The sequence below is a fragment of the Brevibacterium sp. NPDC056726 genome (assembly GCF_042790515.1).
GTDB lineage: Bacteria > Actinomycetota > Actinomycetes > Actinomycetales > Brevibacteriaceae > Brevibacterium > Brevibacterium sanguinis.
In genome coordinates this window covers 394,108-416,244 of record NZ_JBHTYZ010000005.1, presented here as the reverse complement: position 1 = coordinate 416,244, position 22,137 = coordinate 394,108, and the positions used below count along the sequence as shown (strand labels likewise).

At 68.6% G+C, this 22,137-nt stretch carries 20 protein-coding genes; 8 read left to right on the top strand and 12 right to left on the bottom strand.

Annotated elements, in window-relative coordinates; genetic code table 11:
• Nucleotides 1-76 precede the first annotated feature (76 nt).
• The gene (locus ACFQ91_RS13095) at nt 77-1,195 is read left to right on the top strand and encodes a tartrate dehydrogenase (RefSeq protein WP_211978623.1); all 1,119 of its coding nucleotides are present in this window, start codon (nt 77-79) and stop codon (nt 1,193-1,195) included.
• Between the two features lie 97 nt (nt 1,196-1,292).
• Here ACFQ91_RS13095 and ACFQ91_RS13090 read toward each other — a convergent pair whose 3' ends face one another.
• The 4 genes from ACFQ91_RS13090 to ACFQ91_RS13075 all read right to left on the bottom strand — a co-directional run bounded on the left by ACFQ91_RS13090 (nt 1,293) and on the right by ACFQ91_RS13075 (nt 7,558).
• On the bottom strand, nt 1,293-2,201 hold the full coding sequence (locus tag ACFQ91_RS13090; RefSeq protein ID WP_211978622.1) for a cation diffusion facilitator family transporter: 909 nt from the start codon (nt 2,199-2,201) through the stop codon (nt 1,293-1,295).
• Nucleotides 2,202-2,606: 405 nt separating this feature from the next.
• Nucleotides 2,607-4,592, bottom strand: a complete 1,986-nt coding sequence (locus ACFQ91_RS13085; RefSeq protein WP_211978621.1) for a flotillin family protein — start codon at nt 4,590-4,592, stop codon at nt 2,607-2,609.
• Nucleotides 4,593-4,754: 162 nt separating this feature from the next.
• Nucleotides 4,755-5,207 (bottom strand): DUF3817 domain-containing protein, encoded by a 453-nt coding sequence (locus ACFQ91_RS13080; RefSeq protein ID WP_211978620.1) that lies wholly within the window; start codon nt 5,205-5,207, stop codon nt 4,755-4,757.
• A gap of 323 nt (nt 5,208-5,530) precedes the next feature.
• Entirely contained in the window at nt 5,531-7,558 is a 2,028-nt protein-coding gene (locus tag ACFQ91_RS13075) for a M20/M25/M40 family metallo-hydrolase (RefSeq protein ID WP_211978619.1), read from the bottom strand.
• A gap of 348 nt (nt 7,559-7,906) precedes the next feature.
• On the opposite strand from ACFQ91_RS13075, the gene ACFQ91_RS13070 reads away from it, so the two are divergent.
• On the top strand, nt 7,907-9,016 hold the full coding sequence (locus tag ACFQ91_RS13070; protein ID WP_198499918.1) for a VIT1/CCC1 transporter family protein: 1,110 nt from the start codon (nt 7,907-7,909) through the stop codon (nt 9,014-9,016).
• 132 nt (nt 9,017-9,148) lie between these two features.
• Nucleotides 9,149-10,024: an aminodeoxychorismate lyase gene (locus tag ACFQ91_RS13065; protein WP_211978618.1), complete on the top strand. Its 876-nt coding sequence runs from the start codon at nt 9,149-9,151 to the stop codon at nt 10,022-10,024.
• Nucleotides 10,025-10,051: 27 nt separating this feature from the next.
• On the opposite strand, the gene ACFQ91_RS13060 is transcribed toward ACFQ91_RS13065, so the two are convergent.
• Nucleotides 10,052-10,336 carry a hypothetical protein gene (locus tag ACFQ91_RS13060; RefSeq protein WP_211978617.1) on the bottom strand — a complete coding sequence of 95 codons (285 nt, stop codon included), beginning with the start codon at nt 10,334-10,336 and terminating at the stop codon, nt 10,052-10,054.
• 190 nt (nt 10,337-10,526) lie between these two features.
• Between ACFQ91_RS13060 and ACFQ91_RS13055 the strand changes: the two genes are divergently transcribed.
• The gene (locus ACFQ91_RS13055; protein ID WP_137826580.1) at nt 10,527-10,823 is read left to right on the top strand and encodes a DUF4235 domain-containing protein; all 297 of its coding nucleotides are present in this window, start codon (nt 10,527-10,529) and stop codon (nt 10,821-10,823) included.
• Between the two features lie 150 nt (nt 10,824-10,973).
• On the opposite strand, the gene ACFQ91_RS13050 is transcribed toward ACFQ91_RS13055, so the two are convergent.
• Nucleotides 10,974-11,843, bottom strand: coding sequence for a type I 3-dehydroquinate dehydratase (locus ACFQ91_RS13050; protein WP_211978616.1), 870 nt, complete (start codon nt 11,841-11,843; stop codon nt 10,974-10,976).
• A gap of 462 nt (nt 11,844-12,305) precedes the next feature.
• On the opposite strand from ACFQ91_RS13050, the gene ACFQ91_RS13045 reads away from it, so the two are divergent.
• The 4 genes from ACFQ91_RS13045 (at nt 12,306) to ACFQ91_RS13030 (ending at nt 16,257) form a co-directional block, all read left to right on the top strand.
• The gene (locus ACFQ91_RS13045) at nt 12,306-13,598 is read left to right on the top strand and encodes a glycine betaine/L-proline ABC transporter ATP-binding protein (RefSeq protein ID WP_198499922.1); all 1,293 of its coding nucleotides are present in this window, start codon (nt 12,306-12,308) and stop codon (nt 13,596-13,598) included.
• Nucleotides 13,598-14,542, top strand: a complete 945-nt coding sequence (locus ACFQ91_RS13040) for a proline/glycine betaine ABC transporter permease (RefSeq protein ID WP_211978615.1) — start codon at nt 13,598-13,600, stop codon at nt 14,540-14,542. The genes ACFQ91_RS13045 and ACFQ91_RS13040 overlap by 1 nt, the downstream gene beginning before the upstream one ends.
• 46 nt (nt 14,543-14,588) lie before the next feature.
• Nucleotides 14,589-15,497, top strand: coding sequence for a glycine betaine ABC transporter substrate-binding protein (locus tag ACFQ91_RS13035; protein ID WP_198499924.1), 909 nt, complete (start codon nt 14,589-14,591; stop codon nt 15,495-15,497).
• A 244-nt stretch (nt 15,498-15,741) separates the two neighbouring features.
• Nucleotides 15,742-16,257 carry a methylated-DNA--[protein]-cysteine S-methyltransferase gene (locus ACFQ91_RS13030; protein WP_211978614.1) on the top strand — a complete coding sequence of 172 codons (516 nt, stop codon included), beginning with the start codon at nt 15,742-15,744 and terminating at the stop codon, nt 16,255-16,257.
• 148 nt (nt 16,258-16,405) lie between these two features.
• Here the strand turns inward: ACFQ91_RS13030 and ACFQ91_RS13025 are convergent, their stop codons facing one another.
• The 6 genes from ACFQ91_RS13025 to ACFQ91_RS13000 form a co-directional block, all read right to left on the bottom strand.
• Complete coding sequence (locus ACFQ91_RS13025; protein WP_349251974.1) at nt 16,406-17,860, bottom strand: Dyp-type peroxidase; 1,455 nt, start codon at nt 17,858-17,860, stop codon at nt 16,406-16,408.
• On the bottom strand, nt 17,850-18,497 hold the full coding sequence (locus ACFQ91_RS13020; protein ID WP_344258972.1) for a copper chaperone PCu(A)C: 648 nt from the start codon (nt 18,495-18,497) through the stop codon (nt 17,850-17,852). Before ACFQ91_RS13020 ends, ACFQ91_RS13025 begins: the two co-directional genes overlap by 11 nt.
• 333 nt (nt 18,498-18,830) lie before the next feature.
• Nucleotides 18,831-19,496, bottom strand: coding sequence for a hypothetical protein (locus tag ACFQ91_RS13015; protein WP_344258974.1), 666 nt, complete (start codon nt 19,494-19,496; stop codon nt 18,831-18,833).
• Nucleotides 19,497-19,625: 129 nt separating this feature from the next.
• Nucleotides 19,626-20,096: an isochorismatase family protein gene (locus ACFQ91_RS13010; RefSeq protein ID WP_211978609.1), complete on the bottom strand. Its 471-nt coding sequence runs from the start codon at nt 20,094-20,096 to the stop codon at nt 19,626-19,628.
• 46 nt (nt 20,097-20,142) lie between these two features.
• The gene (locus tag ACFQ91_RS13005; RefSeq protein WP_249120982.1) at nt 20,143-21,333 is read right to left on the bottom strand and encodes an N-acetylglucosamine-6-phosphate deacetylase; all 1,191 of its coding nucleotides are present in this window, start codon (nt 21,331-21,333) and stop codon (nt 20,143-20,145) included.
• Entirely contained in the window at nt 21,330-22,133 is an 804-nt protein-coding gene (locus ACFQ91_RS13000) for a DeoR/GlpR family DNA-binding transcription regulator (protein WP_198499930.1), read from the bottom strand. The genes ACFQ91_RS13005 and ACFQ91_RS13000 overlap by 4 nt, the downstream gene beginning before the upstream one ends.
• Between the last annotated feature and the right edge of the window lie 4 nt (nt 22,134-22,137).

Below are 22,137 nucleotides of genomic sequence, written 5' to 3'. Positions count from 1 at the left end.
GAACTCGTCTTGGACTTATGACTCGTCGACGCGCTCAATGGAATGAGCCCACTCCCTCAGACGATCGAGGACCGACATGACCGATACCCAGACCTTCTCCATCGCATCGATTCCCGGCGACGGCATCGGCGGCGAGGTCGTCGCCGCTGGACTGCGCGTGCTCGACACGGTCGCCAAGCTCTCCGACGGCGCGATCGCCTTCGACATCACCGAGTACCCGTGGAGCTCGGAGCACTACCTCGAGCACGGCCACTACATCCCCGCCGGCGGCCTCGACGAGCTGCAGAAGCACGACGCCATCTACTTCGGTGCCGTCGGTTCGGCCGATGTCCCCGATCACACGAGCCTGTGGGGGCTGCGCCTGGCGATCACGCAGCCGTTCGACCAGTGGGCGAACATCCGGCCCGTGACCTTCCTGCCCGGAGTCCAATCCCCGCTGCGCAAGGCCGATGACACCGAACTCGACTGGATCGTCGTCCGGGAGAACAGCGAGGGCGAGTACGCGGGTATGGGCGGGCGCAATCTGAGCGGTCGCGGCCCCGGCAATGAGGTCGCCCTGCAGACGAGCCTCCACACGGAGAAGGGGACCGAGCGGATCATCCGCTTCGCCTTCGATCTCGCTCGCACCCGTCCGGTGAAGAAGGTCTCGAGCGTGACGAAATCGAACGCCCAGCAGTACGGCATGGTGCTCTGGGACGAGGTCTTCGCCCGCGTCGCCGAGGACTATCCGGACGTCGCGACCGAGAGCGTCCTCGTCGATGCGATGAGCGCGAAGTTCGTCCTTCGCCCCGAGGAGCTTTCCGTCGTCGTCGCCTCGAACCTCCACGCCGACATCCTCTCGGATCTCGGCTCCGCATTGGCCGGCAGCCTCGGACTCGCCGCGAGTGCGAACCTCAACCCCGAACGCAGGCATCCCTCGATGTTCGAGCCGGTCCACGGCTCGGCACCCGACATCGCCGGGCAGGGGGTCGCGAATCCCATCGGAGCGATCTCCTCGGCCGCGCTCATGCTCGACCATCTCGGCCGGCCCGCCGAGGCCGACGCGGTGCGGCAGGCCGTCGAGAACGTCACCGGGGCGGGGATCCTGCCGCGTGACCTCGGCGGAAACGCGAACACGATCGAGATGACCGAGGCGATCGTCGCCCAGCTCGAAGCGATCCACGCCGAGGCGGCCGCACCGCTGCCGACTCCCTGACCTCCCAGCCCGGCACAGCCGCGCCCGCCGTCTCCTCGCTCAACGGGGGAACAGCGGGCGCTCTGGTTTGCGGTGCAGCCGCCTCGGTGCCGAGGCCTCAGCTGTGGGTCTGCTTCTCCTTCTCCGCGTCCTTCGCCGTGTCGAACTGGAACGTCGAGTGCTCGATCGAGACGTCGAAGTGGTCGGCCACGCACGCCTGCAGGTCCGCGAGGATCCGCGGCGCGTGCCCGTCGTAGAAGCACTCGTCGGCGAGGACGACGTGGGCGGTGAGCACGGGGAGGTTCGAGTCGATGCGGGTGACGTGGAGGTCGTGGACCGCCTCGACGTGATCGACGTCTTCGATGTGCTTCTTCACGGCCTCGAGGTCGAGCTTCTTCGGCGCGGACTCCAGCAGGATCGATCCGGTCTCCTTGAGGATCGCGAACGCGCGGGGCACGATGAGGGCGGCGATGACGAGGGCGGCGACGGCATCGGCGCGGGTCCAGTCGAAGAGCCAGATCGAGACCGCGGCGACGATGACGGCGACGGAGCCGAGCGCATCGGCGATGACCTCGAGGAATGCTGCCCGCAGGTTGAGCGAGGAGTTCTTCGACGAGGTGAGGATGAGGATCGAGACGACGTTGCCGGCGAGGCCGACGACGCCGAAGATGAGCAGTTCGGGGCCGGGCACCTCGGGCGGCGCGAAGAAGCGGCGCACACCCTCGATGAGGCTGTAGATGCCGAGGCCGAGGAGCAGGGTCGCCTGCGCACCGGCGGCGAGCACCTCGGCGCGCTTGAAGCCCCACGTCTTCTGCCCCTTCGGCGGCCGCGCGACGAGCGTCGCGGCGAACAGCGCGATGCCCAGTCCGATGAGGTCGACGGAGTTGTGTCCGGTGTCGACGAGCAGGGCGAGCGAGCCGGTCCAGATCGAACCGAAGACCTGGAAGGCGAAGATCACCAGGACGATGCAGAACACGATCGCGAGCCGCTTGCGCGACCCGGTTTCGTGCGAGTGGTCATGAGACATGAGGACTCCTTTCACACTCACATTAACATATGCGTATGTATTTATGAATATGCCTGAAGTGAATGCTCACGTGCCGGAGGACAGTGGGGGACGCGGACGCAGCGGGGATCGCGGATATGACGACGTCCCCGTTGGGTGCCCGCGGACATTACGCCACGAGGTGGTTCCCGCGGACATGACGACGGCCCCGAGGTGGATCCCGCTCGATGATCGCGTGATTATCGAGCGGGATCCACCTCGGGGGCGCAGGAGCCTCAGCGTGGTAGGTCCTCAGTGTGAAGGGTCCTCGAGTGCGGATGACCCGCAGGGGAGGAGGACCCTCACAGCGGAGGCGAGCCGCCGCTCACCGGAAGGCGAGCGGCGCCGCCTCGGTGCGGATCAGGTTCCGCTGGAGACCGACCGACGTCAGTTCGACGTCGAACCGCTGCCGGTCTCATCGTCGTCGGACGCACCGCCGGTGCCGCCCGTCGCGCCACCAGTGCCGCCTGTCGCGCCACCAGTGCCGCCGCCGGACGCACCGCCACCAGTGCCGCCGCCGGAGGGAGTCGGTCCCGACCCCGGTCCACCTGCGGGTCCCGAACCAGGCCCCGAACCGGTGCCCGCACCGGAGCCCGATCCGGCGCTGCCTCCCGCGGCACCGCCGTCGCGGCGGCGCAGCGCCTCGTCGATGTAGGCCTGGACGTCGATGCCGGTCGCGCGCTTGACCTCGTCGCCGATGTGCTGGATGTCGAGACCGCCATCCGGGTCGAGGAAGTCCTTCGGGTCGAACCCGGCCCACTGGCTGCTGTCACGCTGACTGCTGTCGCGCTGACCGCCGTCAGCGCGGCCACCGGTTCCTCCGCTGCCCGAACGGCGACCGCCGGAGCCGTCACGGGCTTCGCGCCGGGCCTCCCGGCGCGCGGCCGGAGTGTCGTCGGCGAGACGACCCTCGATGACCTGACCGCGGCCACCCGATCCACCAGAGCCCGACCCGGAACCGCCGGACCCCGGACCACCCGAGCCCGGACCGTCCGCATCGTCGTCGCCGTCACCCGAGGCCGACCCTCCGCCCTGCGCCTTGTCGACGAGGTCGGTGAGGTCGATGCCGGTCGTCCCGCGGACGACCTCGAGCACCTGGGCGAGGTTGTTCGACACCGAGTTCGCGAGCTTCGACTCGCCGTCGGTCGACACGATCGAGAGGTCCTTGATGTTCGCGTACGGAGCGACGAGTTCGCCGGCGATGTCCGGCAGCACTTCGAGCACCTTCGAGAGGACGGCGGCGTCATTGAACTTCTTGTACGCCTCGGCCTGTGCCTCGAGGGCTCCGGCCTCGGCCTCACCGCGTGCCTTGATGGCGTCGGCCTCGGCCTGGCCCTCGAGGCGGATGGCTTCGGCTTCCTTCGACCGGCGGTGGAGTTCGGCAGCAGCCTCGGCTCGGCCCTGGGCTTCGATCTCGTAGGCTCGGGCGTCGGCCTCGGCCTGCTGGCGGTAGCGCTCGGCATCGGCCGGGCGGCGCACCTCGGCGTCGAGCTGTTCGGCACGCAGCTCCGCGGCCTCCTTCGCCACGACCCGGTCGCGTTCGAGGAGCTTCTGCTTCTCCGCCGCGGCGGCGAGCGGTCCGGCGTTGTCGGCCGTCGCCTGTCGCTGGTCGGCCTCCTCCTTCAGCGCCGCCCGGCGCAGCGCGAGCTGCTGCTGCTGTTCGGCGATCGCCTGATCGGTCAGCGCCTGCTGCTTCTGCGTCTCCTCGTTCTGCTGCGCCTCCTCGACGGCCGCGGCGCGGGAGGCATTCGCCTCGGCGATGGCGGCGTTCTTCGCGACCTCAGCGGCCTGCGGGCGACCCCAGTCGCGCAGGTAGCTGCCCTCGTCCTCGACCGCGGAGATCTGGAAGGTGTCGATGACGAGACCCTGGTTGTTCATCGAGTGCGCGGATTCCTCCTGCACCTGCGCGGCGAAGGAGGCGCGGTCCTGGATGATCTGCTCGACGGTGAGCGTGCCGACGACGGCGCGCAGGGTGCCGGAGAGGATCTCCTTGCTGTAGTGGTCGATCTGATCCTGCTGGTCGAGGAAGCGCTGCGCGGCCTTGCGCACGTCATCGTCGGTGCCGCCGACCTTGACCTGAGCGACGCCGCGCAGCTTGAGCGCGATGCCGTTCTTCGAGATGCCGTCGATCTCGACCGAGATCTGCCGCGACGACAGCGAGAGAATGAACGCCTTCTGCACGATCGGGTAGACGACTGCGCGTCCGCCGATGATGATCCGTCCCGACCCGGACGCTCCCGAGGCGTTGCGTCCGGTGATGATGAGGGCCTCGGACGGGGAGGCGATCTTGTACGACCGGAGAATGACGACGAGTGCGATGAGCACGACGATGGCGATGGCGCCGATGATGACGGCGCCGAGTATGAGGTCCATGAGCGGGCCTTTCGTTTCCTCAACGGGGATGCAGGCGAGCCGACGCATGTAGTCGGCCCGTGCTCACCACCCTATCGGAGGCCACGACGCCTGCCCAGGCCGCAGAGGACGGAGATGTTCCAGGTCAGGAACTCGCCGAGGCGGTGGGAATCGTGCGGCGGCTCAGCTGCCGGGAGGACCGACGACGAGGAGTCCGGAGAACACCGCGATGACGACGATCGCGCCGACCCCGGCGGCCAGCCACGGCGAGCGCAGCGCCCACGCGCTCAGCTTCTCCAGCGGTCCGCGCGGCGCCCGGCCGCCACGGCCGAGCCCCCAGTCGCCGTCGAGGGCTCCGGCCTTCGCCGAGGCGATCTCGAACGGGATCGTCGCGAACGGGATGACCGCGGAGACGAGGCCCATGAGGATGCGCCCGATGCTCCACTTCTGGGAGATGCCGACGAGGAGGACGACGACGACGAAGCAGAGGAAGACGAATCCGTGGATTCCGCCTCCGATGCGCACCCCCACCTCGGTGGTCTGGGTGACGTACTTGAGGAACATGCCGAAGAGCAGGAGGGCCCACGTGATGGCCTCGGCGACGGCGAAGAAATTGAAGAGCTTCTTAGGGGTCACGGAACCTCATTGTGCCGGGCGAAGCTGGGCGGATCCTGCGTCGCCGAGCCCAGAGAAGCACCGTCACACCTGGTCAGACCGCACCAGCGCCCGTGAGATGCGGAGGAGGGGCGTGTCCGGGGTCACGCTCGCACGGTGCGATTCCCGCCGCCTCGGCGCGTGCCGGCAGACAAGGATGCGGGCCCCGGCATACGACGATGAGGTCGCCGGCAGAGAATGATCACGCGGGCCGGCGAACTTGTCCAGTCACCGGCCCGCGTGGCTTCGGGGTGGATCAGTCCGGGGCGGTGCGGTCATGACCGCGCCGACCCGGACTCACCGTCTCACTCGAGGCTGCCGGCCTTCCTGCGGCGGGCGCCCATGGTCATGACGACACCGAGCACGATGAGCGCTGCGGCCGAGGCGACGAGGGGAAGAGCCTCGTTACCGGTGCGCGGGAGGTCTCCCCCGCCACCGCCGCCGGCGCCCGGATCGTCGGCTCCGGCCGCGACGACCTCGAACGAGCCGTTGAGGGCGTCGCCGCCCTCGCAGTCGACGGTGACGTCGTACTTTCCGACGTACTCGGCCGACTTCGACTCATCGAGTCCGCGGACACCGAACTTCGCCACGCCGTCGGAGTCGACGGTCGCGGTCTGCTCGAACTTCTCGATGGTGCCGTTCTTCGGATCCACCGTCATCGTCGCCGTCGTCCCCGGCGTGCAGCCGGTGGCCGTGACCTGGACGCCGGTGTCGGAGACGAAGTCGTTCTCATCGATCGTCGTCGGATCGATCGTCAGACTCCGCTCGTCGGGAGCGTCCGTCGGCGACTCCGTCGGAGTCGAGGTCGGGGTCTCGGTCGGCGTGGAGGTCGGCGTCTCCGTCGGGGTCTCCGTGGGAGCCGGCGCGAGGTCGTAGGCGAGCGTGTGGACGGAGTAGGCGATCGCGGGTCCGAAGATGTCGATCGCGTCCCGGCTCACGTTGTCGATCGTGTCGGTGGGCTGGTGGTAGTTCGTGTCCTGCGGCTTGCCCGCCTCACCGCCGAACCACTCGACCTGCTCCGCCGTCTTGATCTCATCGGCCCCGGAGAACAGACCGCTGACCGGCACACCGGCGTCGAGGAACGCCTGGTAGTCGGAGCGGCCGGAGAACTCGGTGCCGATGTTCTTCTGGTCGTTGTCGGCGAAGTAGTCGGTGAAGACCTTCTCGAGTTCGGCCGAACCGGCGGGGACGTTGACGCCGTCGGGCACCGGAACGTCGGAGCCGTCGGAGTCGAGGGTGCCGACGACGTAGTTGTCGGAGCCGATCATGTCGAAGTTCATGTAGGCCTTGACCTTGGCGAGCTCGTCCGCGCTCAGGCTCTCGACGTACTTCGTCGACCCGACGAGTCCGACCTCCTCAGCACCCCACCACGCGAAGCGGACCGCATTGTCGACCTCGGTCGGCTGCTGGGCGAGCGCCTCAGCACTGGCGAGCAGCGCAGCCGAGCCCGAGCCGTTGTCGTTGGCGGCCGGCCCATCAGCCACACCGTCGAGGTGGGCGCCGAACATCTGCACGTTGTCCTTGTCGCCGGCCTTCGTCTCGGCGATGACGTTCCACGTCGTCGACGTCTTGTACTCGGTCTCGAGCGTGAAGTCGGTGGCCGGCGCCTCCCCGTCGGCCGCGGCCTGCACCTTCTCGAGCAGTCCGTTGCCGAGGCTGTACGTCGTGCCCACGGTGGGCGCGCCGTTCTCGATGCGCTCGCCGAGGGTGGCGTTGAGCTCCTCGTCGGGGGCGTCCTTCGTGTTGTTGTAGATGATGACGGCGGCTGCTCCGGCGTCCGTGGCGGCCTGTGCCTTTTCCCCGAAGGTGCAGGAACCACGGGCGACGAGGACGACCGCGCCATTGGCCGAATCGTCGTAGTCGCCGGCCTGGCAGCCGAGCTGACCGCCGGCGAGATCGGAGTAGTCGTCATCGACGGGCACGACGAGCGGCAGATCCGTCAGCGGCGCCGAGGTGCCCTCGGTGTAGCTCGCGGGGGTGACGGCGACGTCCTCCCCGTCGACGTTGACGGAGACGGTGCCGAAGTCCTGGTTCTCGACGTCGAAGGCCTGCCGGCTGACGTCGTAGGCACCCGTGGCCTTGAGCGTCTGCTCGACGTATTCCACGGCCTCCTCGTATCCCGGGGCGCCGAGCGCCCGGTACCCGGTGTCGGCGTTCTTCACCGAGATGTCTGAGATGTTCTGCAGCTGTTCCATCACGGCGTCGCCGGTGACGCCCATATCGGTGTGCTCGGTCGGACCTGCGGTTCCGGCGGCCATCGCCGGAGCCATGCCGCTGAAGACAAGTCCCGCGGATGCGGTGACGGCCAACGCGGCTTTCATGCGCAACTTCATGGAGTTCCTTTCGCTCCTCAGGTGCCACGCGAATCGATCTCGCCTCACGGGCCGTCGACGGTGCACGACCCCACATGCTCACCCGAGCGCGGACTGCGGACACCCGGTGTCTGTCATCCCTGGGTGCGGTGCGCTCGGGGCTGGGAGAGCCTGACTCTGGTGTTTCGCCGAGTGGTTCGCCGTTGGTAACGAATCACAAACATCTATAACGAAACGGTGACACAACTCACATGGTTCATTAACCTATCGCATCAGTAACATCCTTAGGTCACGAATGGATAACAACCCATACTTAAGCAATTGCGCAAGTGTTGAACTGAGGGGGTGGTCTCCGATAGCATCGCACCAGTGACGAACCAGCAGTCTGCGCCCGCCGCGCCCACCGACCCTCCGCCCGACCGCCGGACCATCCGGCGGTGGCAGCGCTACCTCGCCAACGAGCGCCTCGAAGAGCGCGTCTACCGGGATCTCGCCGAGCGCCGCACCGGTGAGGACCGGGAGATCCTCCTCGGACTCGCCGCCGCCGAATCCCGGCACCAGCAGCATTGGATCCGCCTCCTCGGCCCGCATGCCGCGAAGAAGCGCACCCCCGACCTCGTCACCCTCTTCCTCGCCTTCTTCGGCCGGATCTTCGGCTCGGTCTTCATCCTCGCGCTCGCGCAGCAGTCGGAGACGAGCTCCCCGTACCAGAACGACGACGCCGCGTCACCGGAGATGGCCGCCGACGAGCGGATCCACGCCGAGGTCGTCCGCGCCCTCGCCGCCCGCTCCCGGGCCCGCCTGTCGGGCAACTTCCGCGCCGCCGTCTTCGGCGCCAACGACGGTCTCGTCTCGAACCTCGCGCTCGTCCTCGGCGTCGGTGCGGCCGGAGTGCCGAACACCGTCATCCTCCTCACGGGCGTCTCGGGACTCCTCGCAGGCGCCCTGTCAATGGGTGCCGGCGAGTACATCTCCGTGCGCTCCCAGCGCGAGCTCCTCGACGCCTCGACCCCGGATCCGGAGTCCCGGCACGCGCTCGCCGACCTCAACATCGATGCGAACGAGCTCGCCCTCGTCTTCCGCGCCCGCGGCATGGACCCCGACGAAGCGGAGATCCAGGCCCACCGGACGATCTCCGAGGCGAAGACGACGAACGCCCCACAGCTGCCGAGCCTCGAATCCGGCATCGAGAGCTCCGCGCTGGGCACCGGCATCGGCGCTGCGCTCTCGAGCTTCGCGTTCTTCTCCTCGGGCGCGCTCATCCCGATCCTGCCCTACATCTTCGGCATGACGGGCCTGCCCGCCGTCTTCCTCTCCGCTGGTCTCGTCGGCATCGCCCTCCTCTTCACCGGCGGCACCGTCGGCCTGCTCTCGGGCAAGGCACCAGGACCGCGGGCGCTGCGGCAGATGGCGATCGGCTTCGGCGCCGCCGCCGTGACCTACGGCCTCGGCCTCGTCTTCGGCATCAGCACCGGCTGAGCGCGCGACGCCGGCTGAGGTGTCAGCACCGGCATGCGGCGGGGCCGACCTTCGCCCACGCCGGCGCTCGACGACATCGTCACTTGCCGGTGAGGACTCCCGGACTCGGACCGGCGACCGTAGACTGTCCCCATGACCCAAGTCCTCGTCCTCATCGATCCCGGCACTTCGACGGTCACCACCGCCGACCTCGCCTCCCCTCAGCTGCCGGTCACGGACCTGGCCGCCCACCGCGGCGACGGCATCTTCGAGACGGTGCTCGTCCGCGTCAACCCGGACACCCGTGAGGCCACCGTCGTCTCTCGCGAACGCCACTTCGCCCGCTTCCATTCGTCCGCCTCGGCGCTCGATCTGCCCGAACCCGACCGGAAGCTGTGGCGGCAGGCCGTCGACCGACTCATCGCCGAGGCGATCGCCGCGAACCCGGGGACCACGGAGTTCGCGGTCCGCTACACGCTCTCCCGCGGCGGCGACGCCCCGCGCGGGTGGGCGTTCACCGTGCCCATCGAGGATGCGATCGTCACCGCCCGCGCCGAGGGCGTGAGCGCCGTGAGCGTCGACCGCGGCTACGACGCCTACGTCGGGCGGCGCGCACCGTGGCTCCTCCTCGGCGCGAAGACCCTGTCGTATGCGGTCAACCAGGCGGCCCTGCGGTACGCGAAGGCGCAGGGAGCCGACGAGGCCCTCTTCATCTCCCGCGACGGCGTCGTCCTCGAAGGTCCGACCGCGAACATCGTCATCCGCCGAGGCGACCACCTCCTCACCCCGGATCCCGCCGCCGGTCTGCTCGCCGGGACGACCCAGCGGCTGCTCTTCGACCATGCCGGTCGACTCGAGCTCAAGGCCGACTACGCCGACCTCAGCGTCGACGATGTCCTCTCCGCCGACGGCGCGTGGTTCGTCTCATCGGTGCGCACCGCGGTGACGCTGCGCGCGCTCGATGGGAAGTCGCTGTCGCGTGACGAGGCGCTGACCAGGGAGTTCCAGAGGATCATCGCCGCCGGGTGAGCGGGGCGGGACAGCCAGTCGGGTGGGTCAGTGCTGATCGCGTGACACGCGCGTCCGCGACGGCCCGTCTTCAGCCCCGCTGCGGCGGCCCGCTTCGCAGTGCCCGGCTTCGCCGCGGCAGTTCGCATGCCGTTCGGCTGCGGGCCGGGGCACGGTGACGGCGAGGATGAGACCGAGCATCGAGGCCCCGCAGCCGATGAACCAGAGGACCCAGAAATAGGCGGCGAGCTCGGGGACGAGGCCGAGGACGAATCCGCAGATGCCCAGCACGAAGAGACTCGTGACCATGACGTTCTTCCGTCTGGTGAGCACGCGGACCTCCTCCCTGCATCGGTGGTCTCACGCTATCGGTCGACGGCGCGTCGCACATCGCACAAAAGTATGAAATTCAGGCGCCTGCGATAGTGTGGACGACGAAGGACTCCTTCATCCGACGGCGGTCGTCGCCGCGGCCGGAGCAGCGGAGGAGTCGCGCCTCAACTTCGGACGAAAGGACACGGGCATGGGAAAGCTCGCTTGGCAGATCATCGGCGTCGGAGCGCCCATCGTGGCAGCTGTCGCAGCCCGGAAGGTGCTCACCTTCGCGTGGGAGAAGTCGACTCATCGTCCCGCACCGTCGAACCCCGTCGACGAAGAGATCTCGATGTCCGAGGCCCTGGCCTGGACCGTCGTCTCCGGTGTCGGCGTGGCCATCGCCCAGCTCGTCGTTCAGCGCCTGGCCGCGAACACCGTGCGCAACAACTTCGGCGACCAGGCTCTGCCGAAGAAGTTCCGCAAGCAGATCGCCGAAGGCGTCTGAGCCGACCCCTCACCGAAACACCAGCGCCCTGCCGAGTGGTTCCCACCCGGCAGGGCGTTCGTCGTCCCCGGCGACGTCGACATGCAGGGTCGCATATCCGCACCCGCCGGAGTTCCCCCGAGGGGTGGCCTCAGCGGTCCCGCAGTGGGGTCAGGCGTAGAGCCGGTCGAGGATGACCGCGAGTTCGCCGGCGGCGATCTGTCCCGGCGCCGAGGCGGTACCCATCTGCGCGAAGGTCGAGCAGCTGCCGAAGTCGGCGCCGAGGATCCGGCTCGTCCGGCCCAGTTCCCCCATCGAGATCCCGAGCACAGGGCAGTCGAGGTCCGCGTCGGCCTCGGCGGTGGCCCGGAGCAGATCGGCGACATCGGCGGCAGTCGTCGGCATCATCGCGATCTTGACGACAGCGGCTCCCGCCGCCCGCATCTCATTGAGCGTTTCGCGCATGTCGGCGACGCGCTCGGTGTCCGCGAAGTTGTGCCGGGAGGCGACGACGGGCACGCCGACGGTCCGCAGCACCCCGATGACGTCCTGCGCCGAATCTCGGGCGATCTCGACATCGATCGCGATCGGGACAGACGCACCGGCCGCCGCGTTCGCGTCGGTCAGCGCCGCCGCGAGGCCGGCGACCACCTCGGCGTAAGCGGCATCGCTGAGCTCGGCCTCCCCGCCTTCGGCAGCGGTGCGCAGCGTGGCGAGGACCGGCAGACCGGCGGCCGTGACGTGCGGGGCGAGCTCTCGGATCGCCTCAGCCACCGCATCGACTCCACCGCCGGCGGGATCGAGGGTGTCGGCGACGAGGGGGTCGACGCGCCACTCGATGACATCGACGAGGCCGCTGTCGGCGGCTTCCCGGCAGCCGAGCGCCAGCAGTTCGGCATCGGTGTGGAGGACGGGCACGATGACCGCCGGGCGGCGGGGGTTCCGCGTCGCCGGGGTCGAGGACGGGGCGGTCGGGGCGGCGGCTCCGGGTGCGGAGTCGGACGCGGGGGCGGAGTCGAGAAGGAACGGCAGCGGCTTCATGGTCTCAAGGGTAGAGGCTCCCACGAGGTGAGGCGTGCGCAGCCGCCCGCTGGACCGGGGTCTGCGCGCAGCGGTTCGCTGCGCCGCGAACTTCAGCAGTGATGCGCACGAGAATCAGTCCCGACCGCATTGTGGAATTATCGAGTGATCAATGGCAAATGCAATCGTCGAATGGTAAAGGGAATTAGGTCATGACGTCCTTCCGCAAGACGCAAATGTAACGATCAAGTAACGCATCGTCCTGCATCATCGCAGGTCAGATACCCTGTCAACCACAACACTCCCGGTGACAGGAATATTGTTCCCGCCGAAAAGCGTGGAAAATTCTATAATGAGGTCTGAGATTTCCGTGAGCGGTGAGGCCCATGTGATCGACTCCTGTTCGATTCGACAGTCGCCGAACCGCGCGACAGGGTGAGGCCTCTCGTTCTGCGGACGGTCAGGACTCCAAGGAGGTAATCCGTGAGCGTCGTCAAGGCATCACACGTCTACAAGGTCTTCGGCAAACGCCAGAACGAAGTCGTCAAGCGCCTCGAAGAGGGCGCCGACCGTGACGAGCTGACGAAGCTCGGCACCGCCGCAGTCATCGATGCGAGCTTCGAAGTCGAGAAGGGCGAGATCTTCGTCGTCATGGGCCTGTCGGGCTCGGGCAAGTCCACTCTCATCCGCACGCTCAACGGCTTGTGGACGACGACAGCGGGGTCCGTCGAGGTGCTCGGCACCGATATCGCCAAAGCCGACGCCCGCACCCTCCGCAAGGTCCGCAGCGACCACATCTCGATGGTCTTCCAGCACTTCGCCCTCCTCCCCCACCGGACCGTGCGGGAGAACGCCGCCTATGCCCTCGAGCTGCGAGGCGTCCCCAGAGCTGAGCGACTGGCGAAGGCCGAGGAATGGCTCAAGGCCGTCGGGCTCGAGGGCTGGGGAGACAAGTTCCCCGAGCAGCTCTCCGGTGGCATGCAGCAGCGCGTCGGCCTCGCCCGCGCCTTCACGGCCGAGACCGACATCCTCCTCATGGACGAGGCGTTCTCCGCTCTCGATCCGCTCATCCGCCGGGAGATGCAGGAGCAGCTCGTCGAGCTGCAGGCGAAATTCAAGAAGACGATCATCTTCATCACCCACGACCTCAATGAGGCGATGTTCATGGGCGACCGCATTGCGGTCATGCGCAACGGGCGCATCGTCCAGATCGGCACGCCGGAGGAGATCCTCACGGATCCTGCCAACGACTACGTCGCACAGTTCGTGCAGGACGTCGACCGTGCTCGCGTGCTCACGGCGAGAAACGTCATGGAGAAGCCCCGCCAGGTCCTCTCCGACCAGAGCGGACCGCGCGTGGCCCTGCGCGCGATGCGGGACAGCTACGCCTCGGCGCTGTGCGTCGTCGATCGCGATCGCCGCCTGCTCGGGGTGGTCACCGACCGCGACGCCGTTGCGCAGATCCGCAGCGGAGCGACGACGCTCGACGGCATCGTCAATCCCCCGACGATCGTCGCCCACCCCGACGACGTCCTCATCGATCTGTTCATCCCGTCGGCCGAATCGCCGCTGCCGCTGCCGGTCGTCAACGATCTGGGACAGCTCGTCGGAGTGATCCCCCGTGCCACTCTGCTCGCAGCACTCGGCCATCACACCGGTGACGGAGAGGTGCAGCAGCCGGCGCCGCCGCTGGCGGCCAGCGAGATCGAGGACGTGCTCGGCGATGATCCGGACACCGTGATCGTCGACAACTCCGTGGAGAGGGAGGCCCTGTGATGGAGGACATCAGAATCCCGGTCGGCGCGTGGGCCGACACTTTCTTCGACTGGCTCAAGGACAATCTGGGCTGGCTCTTCGACTTCATCACCGTGGTCGTCCGCCTCCTCGTCGAGGGCCTCACCACCGTACTCGTTGACCTGCACCCGCTCGTCATCATCATCATCCTCGCGTTCCTCGGATGGCTCGTGCGGTCGTGGCAGTTCGCCATCGGCACACTCATCACGATGTTCTTCATCATGACGATGGACCAGTGGGTGTCGGCGATGCAGACGCTCGCGCTCGTCGTCCTCGCCGCCCTCGTCGCGGTCATCATCGCGATCCCCGTCGGCATTCTGGCGGCGAGGAACGACACGGTCTCGGCGATCGTCAAACCGATCCTCGACTTCATGCAGACGATGCCGGCGTTCGTCTACCTCATTCCCGCGGTGACGTTCTTCAGCATCGGCGTCGTGCCCGGCCTCGTCTCGACGGTGATCTTCGCCCTGCCGCCGGGCGTCCGCTTCACCGAGCTCGGCATCCGCGGCGTCGACAAGGAGACCGTCGAGGCCGGCTACGCCTTCGGCGCCACGCCGAGACAGATCCTGCGCGGAGTCCAGATCCCGCTGGCCACCCCGACGATCATGGCCGGCATCAACCAGGTCATCATGCTCGCCCTGGCGATGGCCGTCATCGCCGGCATCGTCGGAGCCGACGGCCTCGGCAAGAACGTCGTCGAAGCCGTCGCCACGCAGAACCTGCCGCTCGGAGTCGAAGCCGGACTCGGCGTGGTCATCCTCGCGATCTACCTCGACCGCGTCACCGCAGCTCTGGGCACGGCGAAGGACTATCCGAACTCCCTCCTCGGCGCCCTCAAGCGACGCAGGGCCACCGCCGCGAACACCCGTGCGGCGGCCGAACCGGACACTGTGGAAGAGGTAGAGATCGTCCGCACTCAGAGTTGACACACCGTTCTCAACAGACCACACAACCAGTAGTTAGGAAACCACGATGAAGAAGCGTTTCGTCACGAAGATCGCCGCCGTCAGCGCGGCTCTGGCCTTGGCTCTCACCGGCTGCTCGCAGGAAGCCAGCAACAACAGCGGCGGCGGCGAAGGCGGAGACAAGGGCACCATCACCCTCGGATTCATCCCGTCATGGACCGATGGTCTCAGCACCGCGTACCTGCTGGAGAACCAGCTGACCCAGCTGGGCTACAACGTGGAGATGGAGACGATCACCGAGGCCGCGATCCTCTACTCGGGTCTGGCCAACGGCGATGTCGACATCTATCCCTCGGCATGGCCGGAGGTCACCCACAAGCAGTACATGGACGAGTACGGGGATCAGCTCGAAGACCTCGGCGCGTACTACGACAATGCGAAGCTGACGATCGCCGTGCCCTCGTACAGCAACATCAACTCGATCGAGGACCTCAAGGGCAAGGCGAGCGAATTCGACGGCAAGATCATCGGCATCGAGCCCGGCGCCGGTCTGACCGCGCAGACCAAGGACACGATGATGCCCGAGTACGGTCTCGACGGCGAGTACGAGCTCGTCACCTCGTCGACTGCGACGATGCTCACCGAGCTGAAGAACAAGATCGACAACCAGGAAGAGGTCGTGGTGACCCTGTGGCGTCCGTTCTGGGCGAACAGCGCCTACGACGTCAAGGACCTCGAGGACCCCAAGGGCGCGATGGGTGAAGCGGAAGCCCTCCACTTCCTCGGCACCAAGGGCTTCGCCGAGGAGAACCCTGAGGCCGCCGAGTACATCAAGGGCATCAAACTCGACGACCAGCAGTACGGTTCGCTCGAGGACATGGTCGTCAACGAGTACGGAGAGGGCAAGGAAGCCGAGGCCGTGACCCAGTGGATCAAGGACAACCCCGACGCCTACTCCACCGAGATCAGCGAGTGACGCAGGGCGCCGCTGACCGTGTGATCGGCTGACCTCCGGGCGCAGCTGGTTGCGGTCTCCGCTGACCTGACCGGGCCCGTCGGTTCGCATCGCGAACCGGCGGGCCCGGTCTTGTTCTCAGCCGTGCCCCGACCGCAGAACGGCCGCCGTCGGTGGTGCCGCGTGCACGGTCGCCCGATCATCGGGCGCAGTCGTTTCGGTCGTGCCACGACGATTGAGATCGCAGGCAGGTGATAATCAAGGCATGGAGATCACCGAGGCGACCCACCCGGCAGCGGCGACCCTGACCACCCCGGTCGGGACGATCGCCGTGACGAGCTCGCGCGCGGCGATCGTCCGCGTCGAATGGGTCGACGCCGAATCCGCGCCCGCCCCGGATCACGGGGATCCCCTCCTCGCCGAGGCGCTCGGACAGCTGCGCGCCTACTTCGACGGCCGCCTCGGCGAGTTCGATCTCCCGCTCTCGCTCGACGGGATCTCCCCGGTCGCGACGACCGTCCTCACAGTGCTCGCCGAGACCGTCGGCTATGGGGAGACCGTGACCTACGGGGAGCTCGCCGCACGCTCTGGCACCGGCGTCCCGGCGCGGGCGATCGGGAGCATCATGGGGCTCAACCCGCTGCCGCTGATCATCCCCTGCCATCGCGTCGTCGCCGGTGACGGCCTCGGCGGATACTCGGGCGGGCCCCGAGGTGAGGGACTGGCGACGAAGCGCCATCTTCTCGAGATGGAGGGAGCCCTGCCGAGCCCGCTGTTCTGAGGAGGACTGGACGAGGCCGGGGGCCGGAGGGTGTGACCCTCCGGCCCCCGGCCTCGTTCGTCGCTGTCCGGCTCTCCGGTGCGCAACCGCGCAAGAGCCGGTGAGCAGCTTTCGCCGTGCCGGTGAGCAGCCTCCGCAGTGCCGGTGCTCAGCCGCCGAAGAGCGTCTGGCCGACGTATTCGCCGTCCTTCGCCCCGGGCGGAATCGCCCACACCGTCGACCCGATGGGCACGGTCCAGACGTTGAGCAGATCCACCTCGGCGAGCCGCCGCTGGATCGGCAGGAACTGCCGGTCGATGTTCGCCTGGAACGACGCGAACATCAGCCCCGACTGACCCCCGGCACCGGTCTCGTAGTTGTACGGCCGACGCACGATCTGCACCTCCGGTCCGAGCCCGTCGCGGGCCCTGGCCATGTGCGAGGCCGCCGAGATCACCGTGAGACCCCGGTCGTCGACGGCCGTGAAATCGGGCTCGTCGAACTCGTCCGTGCCCGTCGTCGGCGCCCCCGAGTCGACGAAGCGGCCGACGGAGAAGTCACGCGCCGGACGGTCCGCCTCGTCCCACGTCTCGAGGTTCATCTCGATGTCGCGCAGCACGAGCGTCGTCCCGCCCTGCATCCACGACGGCAGCGCCTCGCCGAGGTCGGTCGGCGGCTCACCCCGCGCGGAGAAGACCGCGTCCGTCCGGCCGGTCGCCCGACCCCACACGAGGCGGCTGAAGTCCTCGGACCCCATGCCCGGGTTCGCCGTGCCGTCGAGCTGGCCGAAGAGGTTGCGCTGCGTCTGCCCTTCGCCCTTCGTGCCGTAGGAGTTGCGGAACCCCGTGCGCTGCCAGGCGATGTCGGCGAACGCCCGGGAGTCCTTCCACAGCATCCGGCGGGCATGCGCGACCCCGAGCGGATCGTCACCGCAGATCTGCAGGAGCAGGTCCCCGGTCGAGCGCTGCGGGTCGAGCCGGTCGATCGAGAAGCTCTCGAGCGGCCGCAGCCACTCGGGGACCGCCTGGCCGCCCGCGAGCGCGACGAGGTTCTGGCCGAAGCCGAAGGTCACCGTCAGGCGCGCGGGATCGGCCGCCATCTCGGGTTCGGAGTCCGCCAGGGGCGCGGTGCCCTGCGTGAGCGCGGCGGCATCCGCGGTGAGCAGACGCAGCCACCGCACGACGGCCGCGGCGTTCTTCGTCTCCGGCTTCATCGTGAACGCGAGGAACTCGCCGTGGGCCTGCGGGGCCGTCTCGATCCCGGCCTGGTGCTCGCCGTAGAACGGCACCGCGACCTCCCCGTTGACGCCGGTGGTGTCGGCGCGCGGCGGCCGCGGGGTGTTCGCCTCGGTGGCGCGCCCGATGCCGAAGCCGGCGAGCGACCCGACGGCTCCGACACCGCCGGCGACGGCCGCCGAGGCTATGAGGCCCCGGCGGCTGAAGCCGCGGCGGGTCGGAGCCGCCTCGGCGCTGTCCGACGCGGCCCCGGCGGCCGAGGACGTCACGTCCTCGGGCGCCGACCCGCCCGGCGGAGTCGACGACTCCGCCGATGACGACGTCCGCTCAGCGGCGGGCTCGGTGTCGCGACCCGACGCGGAGTCCGGGTCGCGGGGATCAGTTGTCACCGGAGCCCTCATCGCTCATGCCCGACATGTCGCCCATACCGTCGTCGCTCATCCCCTCCATGCCGTCGCCGCCGTCGGAGGCGGCATCGGGCTCACCGGGCGCGTAGGTCTCCTGCGCACCCGTGTACTCCTTGGCCACCGCGGTCACGGAGATCGTCTCGTCATCGGCGGTGACGAGTTCGACGGTGATCTCCTCGCCCGGCTTGATCGGGCGCGTCATGTCCATGACCATGATGTGGTCGCCGCCCGGTTCGAGGTCGAGGGAGCCGCCGGCGGGAATGACGAAGCCGCCGTCCTTCTCCTGCATCATCATCGAACCGGAGCCGTCACCGACGGTCTCGTGGAGCTGGACCATGTTCGCGCCGTCGTAGTTGGCACCGACGAGGTTGATGTCGGCGTCGGTCGTGTTCGTCACCGTGCCGAAGATTCCCGTCATGCCCTCGTCAGCGGCCTTGACCCATGCGTCGTCGAACGTCAGCGAAGCCGACGCGTCGACCGAGGCGCTGCTGCTCGAGGCCGAGGGTTCCGAGGCGCTGCTCTGGCTGCCGCTCTGACCGCAGCCGCTGAGGCCGAGGACGAGAGCCGCCGACATGGCGAGCGCGGGCATGGTGGACTTGAGAATGGTGTTCTTGCGCATTTCGTCTGCACTTTCGTGTGGTGGCGTTCGTCGGCGGTCGGGTGCGGATCATGCCGTCGCCGAGGCGGGTCCGATGCGGCCATGAGGCGATCCCTGTCAGGAGGTCCCGCAGGGCGGGAGGCTCACCGGGATGTCCGCTCTCTATCGCGCCGTGTGTCGACGCGTGGCCGTGACCGATGCCGCAGGCATGACTGCCCGGGCACGTGGCCGGCGCCGGGTGGCGCTGGGCTATCGCGCCGCCGGGGCTGCATGATCGCATGACTGTTCGACGAATGCCGAGGGTGATGTGGAGTGCAGCGCGTCGTCAGATCGCGCGCTGCCGGTGGTGAGGCGTCAGACGGGCGCGGGAGGACCGCGACGGTAGTTCGGGCCGATGACGGCCGCGGGCACCATGTGCGGGAGTTCGCGCACATGGCGGACGACGCGCAGGCGCGCCCCCGCAAGACTGTGCTGCGCGGACGCGAGTGCGCGCAGGGCGATGACAACCGGCCCCAGTGCCAGTTGGAGGATGCTGAAGAGGAGATCCTCACCGCGCTTGAGGATGATCGCGGTGACGATGACGGCGACGATGTGGGCGATGATCATGCCCGGGCCGGCGCCGTTGGCGTGGCCCATCGAATGGCCCATCGGCGCGGCCTGACCGAGGTCGAGAGACCCGGTGGCCGGGGTCATGAGCTCGTGTTCGGCTGCCGACATCGTCGGATCCGGCGACGCCGAGGCGGTTCCACCGGCGGTCCCTCGCATCATCGACGACATCGGGCCGAACCAGCCCATCGAGGCGTGCATGAGGAGCTGACCGAGGCCGAGGATCGCGGCGAGGGCGAGGTATCCGAGGCGACGTCCCGCGAGGATCATCGCCGCCCAGAGGACGAGGACGAAGACGAAGCCGGTGCCGAGGGCGGAGAAGTCACCGCCGGCGCCGACGTGCATGAGGACCGCGAGCATCGTCGTCATCACGGCCGCGAAGAGAGCACGGATCGACTTGTGCCAGCCGGTCATGCCACCTCCTCACCTCAGGGTCCATGCAGGCTCCATTTACCCACTACACAGTGTAGAACCGCGCCCGGTGGCCGTGCCAGTCAGCGCCGACGGCTCAGAGCAATGTCACACTGCCTAGGCGGTCGGCAGTCACATGCGCAGCCAGGTGTCCTCGGTGCGCTTGACCATGGCACCCGCCTCTTCGGCCGCATCGGCCCAGGTGACGGGATCGCCGGCGGCGCTGACGACGGAGTCGGAGAGAACGATGACGTCGAAGTTGCAGACGAGGGCCGCCATCGCCGAGGCCCACACGGCCCCGGGGTTCTCATCGACTCCGGCGATGACGATCCGGTCGACGGCCATGTCGTGGAGACCGGCGGCGAGGTCGTCGACGCCTTCGAAGATGTCGGGGTTGTCCGAGCGGAGGACGAGGTCCTCCTCGTCGGGGCCGAAGACGCTGATCTCCTCGTCGTCGCGACCGGAGACCTCCTCGTTCGTCGTGGCGAAGATGAGCACTCCGCCCACCGCACGGGTGCGGCCGACGATCCCGCCGAGGGTCTCGACGGCCTTCTCGGAGGTCAGCGCTGTGTCGTCGGTGTCGATGAGGAGCAGGGCATCCATGCCGACCATCTTCCCATGACATCGGCTCTCCCGGGCAACCAGACCCTCAGCTCGGGTCCCCGATCCACACGGTCGTCACCCGCATCTCGGCGTCGAAGAGGACGCAGTCGGCGGGTTGACCCACCCGCAGGAGGCTGTGGACGTCGGGGGCGAGACGGCCGAGTGCCCGCAGGGGAGTCAGCCCCGCGGCCTGGGCGGCGGCGATCGGACTCATCCCCACCTCGGCGACGGCCCGCTGCACGGCATCGTCCATGGTCAGCGTCGATCCGGCGATCGACCCGACCGATCCGTCGGCGGACCTGACCCGGGCGACCGAGTCCTCGACCCGCACCGGCAGACTGCCGAGCACATAGTCCCCGTCGCCCATCCCGGTGGCCGCCATGGCATCGGTGATGAGGGCGACGCGACCCGGCGCGAGCCCCGTGACCAGCCGCGCGGCCGGGGCCTGGACGTGGATGCCGTCGTTGATGAGTTCGAGCGTGACGTGCGGGGCGTCGAGGGCGGCGAGGATCGGACCCGGGCTGCGGTGGTGGATGCCGGGCATCCCGTTGAACGCGTGCGTGAGGATGCTCGCGCCCGCCTCGAAGGCCCGCATCGTCTGCGCGTAGTCGGCGGCGGTGTGGCCGACGGCCACGCTCACCCCGGCGTCCGCGAAGCGGGCGATCGCCTCGGGTGCGCCGGGCAGTTCGGGTGCGAGGGTGACCTGGGCGAGCTGCCCGCCCGCGGCCTCGAGGATGGTCTCGACCGCCTCGGGGGTCGGGGCGGTGAGCACCTCCGGGGAGTGCGCGCCCTTGAAATCCGGGGAGAGGAACGGGCCTTCGGCGTGGAGTCCGAGGACCGCGGGATTCTCCCGCGCGAGTCCCGCCCCGACCCGCAGCGAGGACGCGAGCCCGGCGATCGTGTCGGAGACATAGGAGAGGATGAGGGCACGGGTGCCGTGGGCGCGGTGGACGTCGAGGATCGCGCCGAGGTGGTCGGGGCCGTCCTCGACGTTGTGCCCGCCGCCGCCGTGGGTGTGGATGTCGACGAACGCGGGGGCGAGGTAGGCGCCCTCGGCGTCGATGATCCGCGTCGCCGGACTCGCGCACTGGTGCCACATCACGCCCCGACCGCGGTCGACGACGATGCCGTCGGCGACGGCGATCCACGTGTCGGCGAAGTCGATTGAGAACGTCGCGGGATCGCTGTCGAGGATGACCGCGTTGTGGACGACGACGTCGGGGATGGGAGCCGTCACCGCGTGCCTCCTGTCGGGCCGTCGGTCGTCGCGAGGTCGACGTCGAAGCCGGCGGCGGTGAGCTCGGTGACCGCCTCGGCGCCGAGACCGTCGTCGGTGATGATCGATGAGAACACGTCCGCCCCGCCCACCGAGGCGAACGAGCGCCTGCCGTACTTCGAGGAGTCGGCGACGACGACCGCCCGCTGTGCGCGCTGCGCCATGAGCCGGTTGACGTGCGCTTCGGCCTCGTTGACGGTCATCACGCCGGCACCGGCGGAGAAGGCATGCACCCCGATGAACGCGAGGTCGAGCCAGATGCTCGCGAGCACCGCGTCGACGAAGGAGCCGACGAGCTCGAAGCTCGAGGGGTTGATGATGCCGCCGCAGACGACGACCTTGATGCCCGGGTGCACCGCGAGCTTGTGGGCGACGTTGACGGCGTTCGTCACGACCGTGAGGTCGCTGACGAGGTCGTCGCGTTCGCTGATGGCATCGGCGACCTGAAACGTCGTCGTCCCCCCGGAGAGCCCGACGGCGGTGCCGGGGCTGATCTGGGCGACCGCGGCGCGCGCGATCGCGGCCTTCGCCTCGGTGGCGGCGGCCTCCTTGTAGCGCAGGGACAGGTCGTAGTTGACATTCTTGCGGGTCGCCCCGCCGTGGGTGCGCTCGAGCAGGCGCCGTTCCTCGAGCAGATCGAGGTCCCGGCGGATCGTGGCGAGCGAGACTCCGAGCTCCTCGCTGAGCGCGTCGACGCCGACCGTGCCCTCCCGGTCGAGGCGACCGAGGATGCGGTCGAGGCGGTCTTCGCGCGTGCTCATAGTG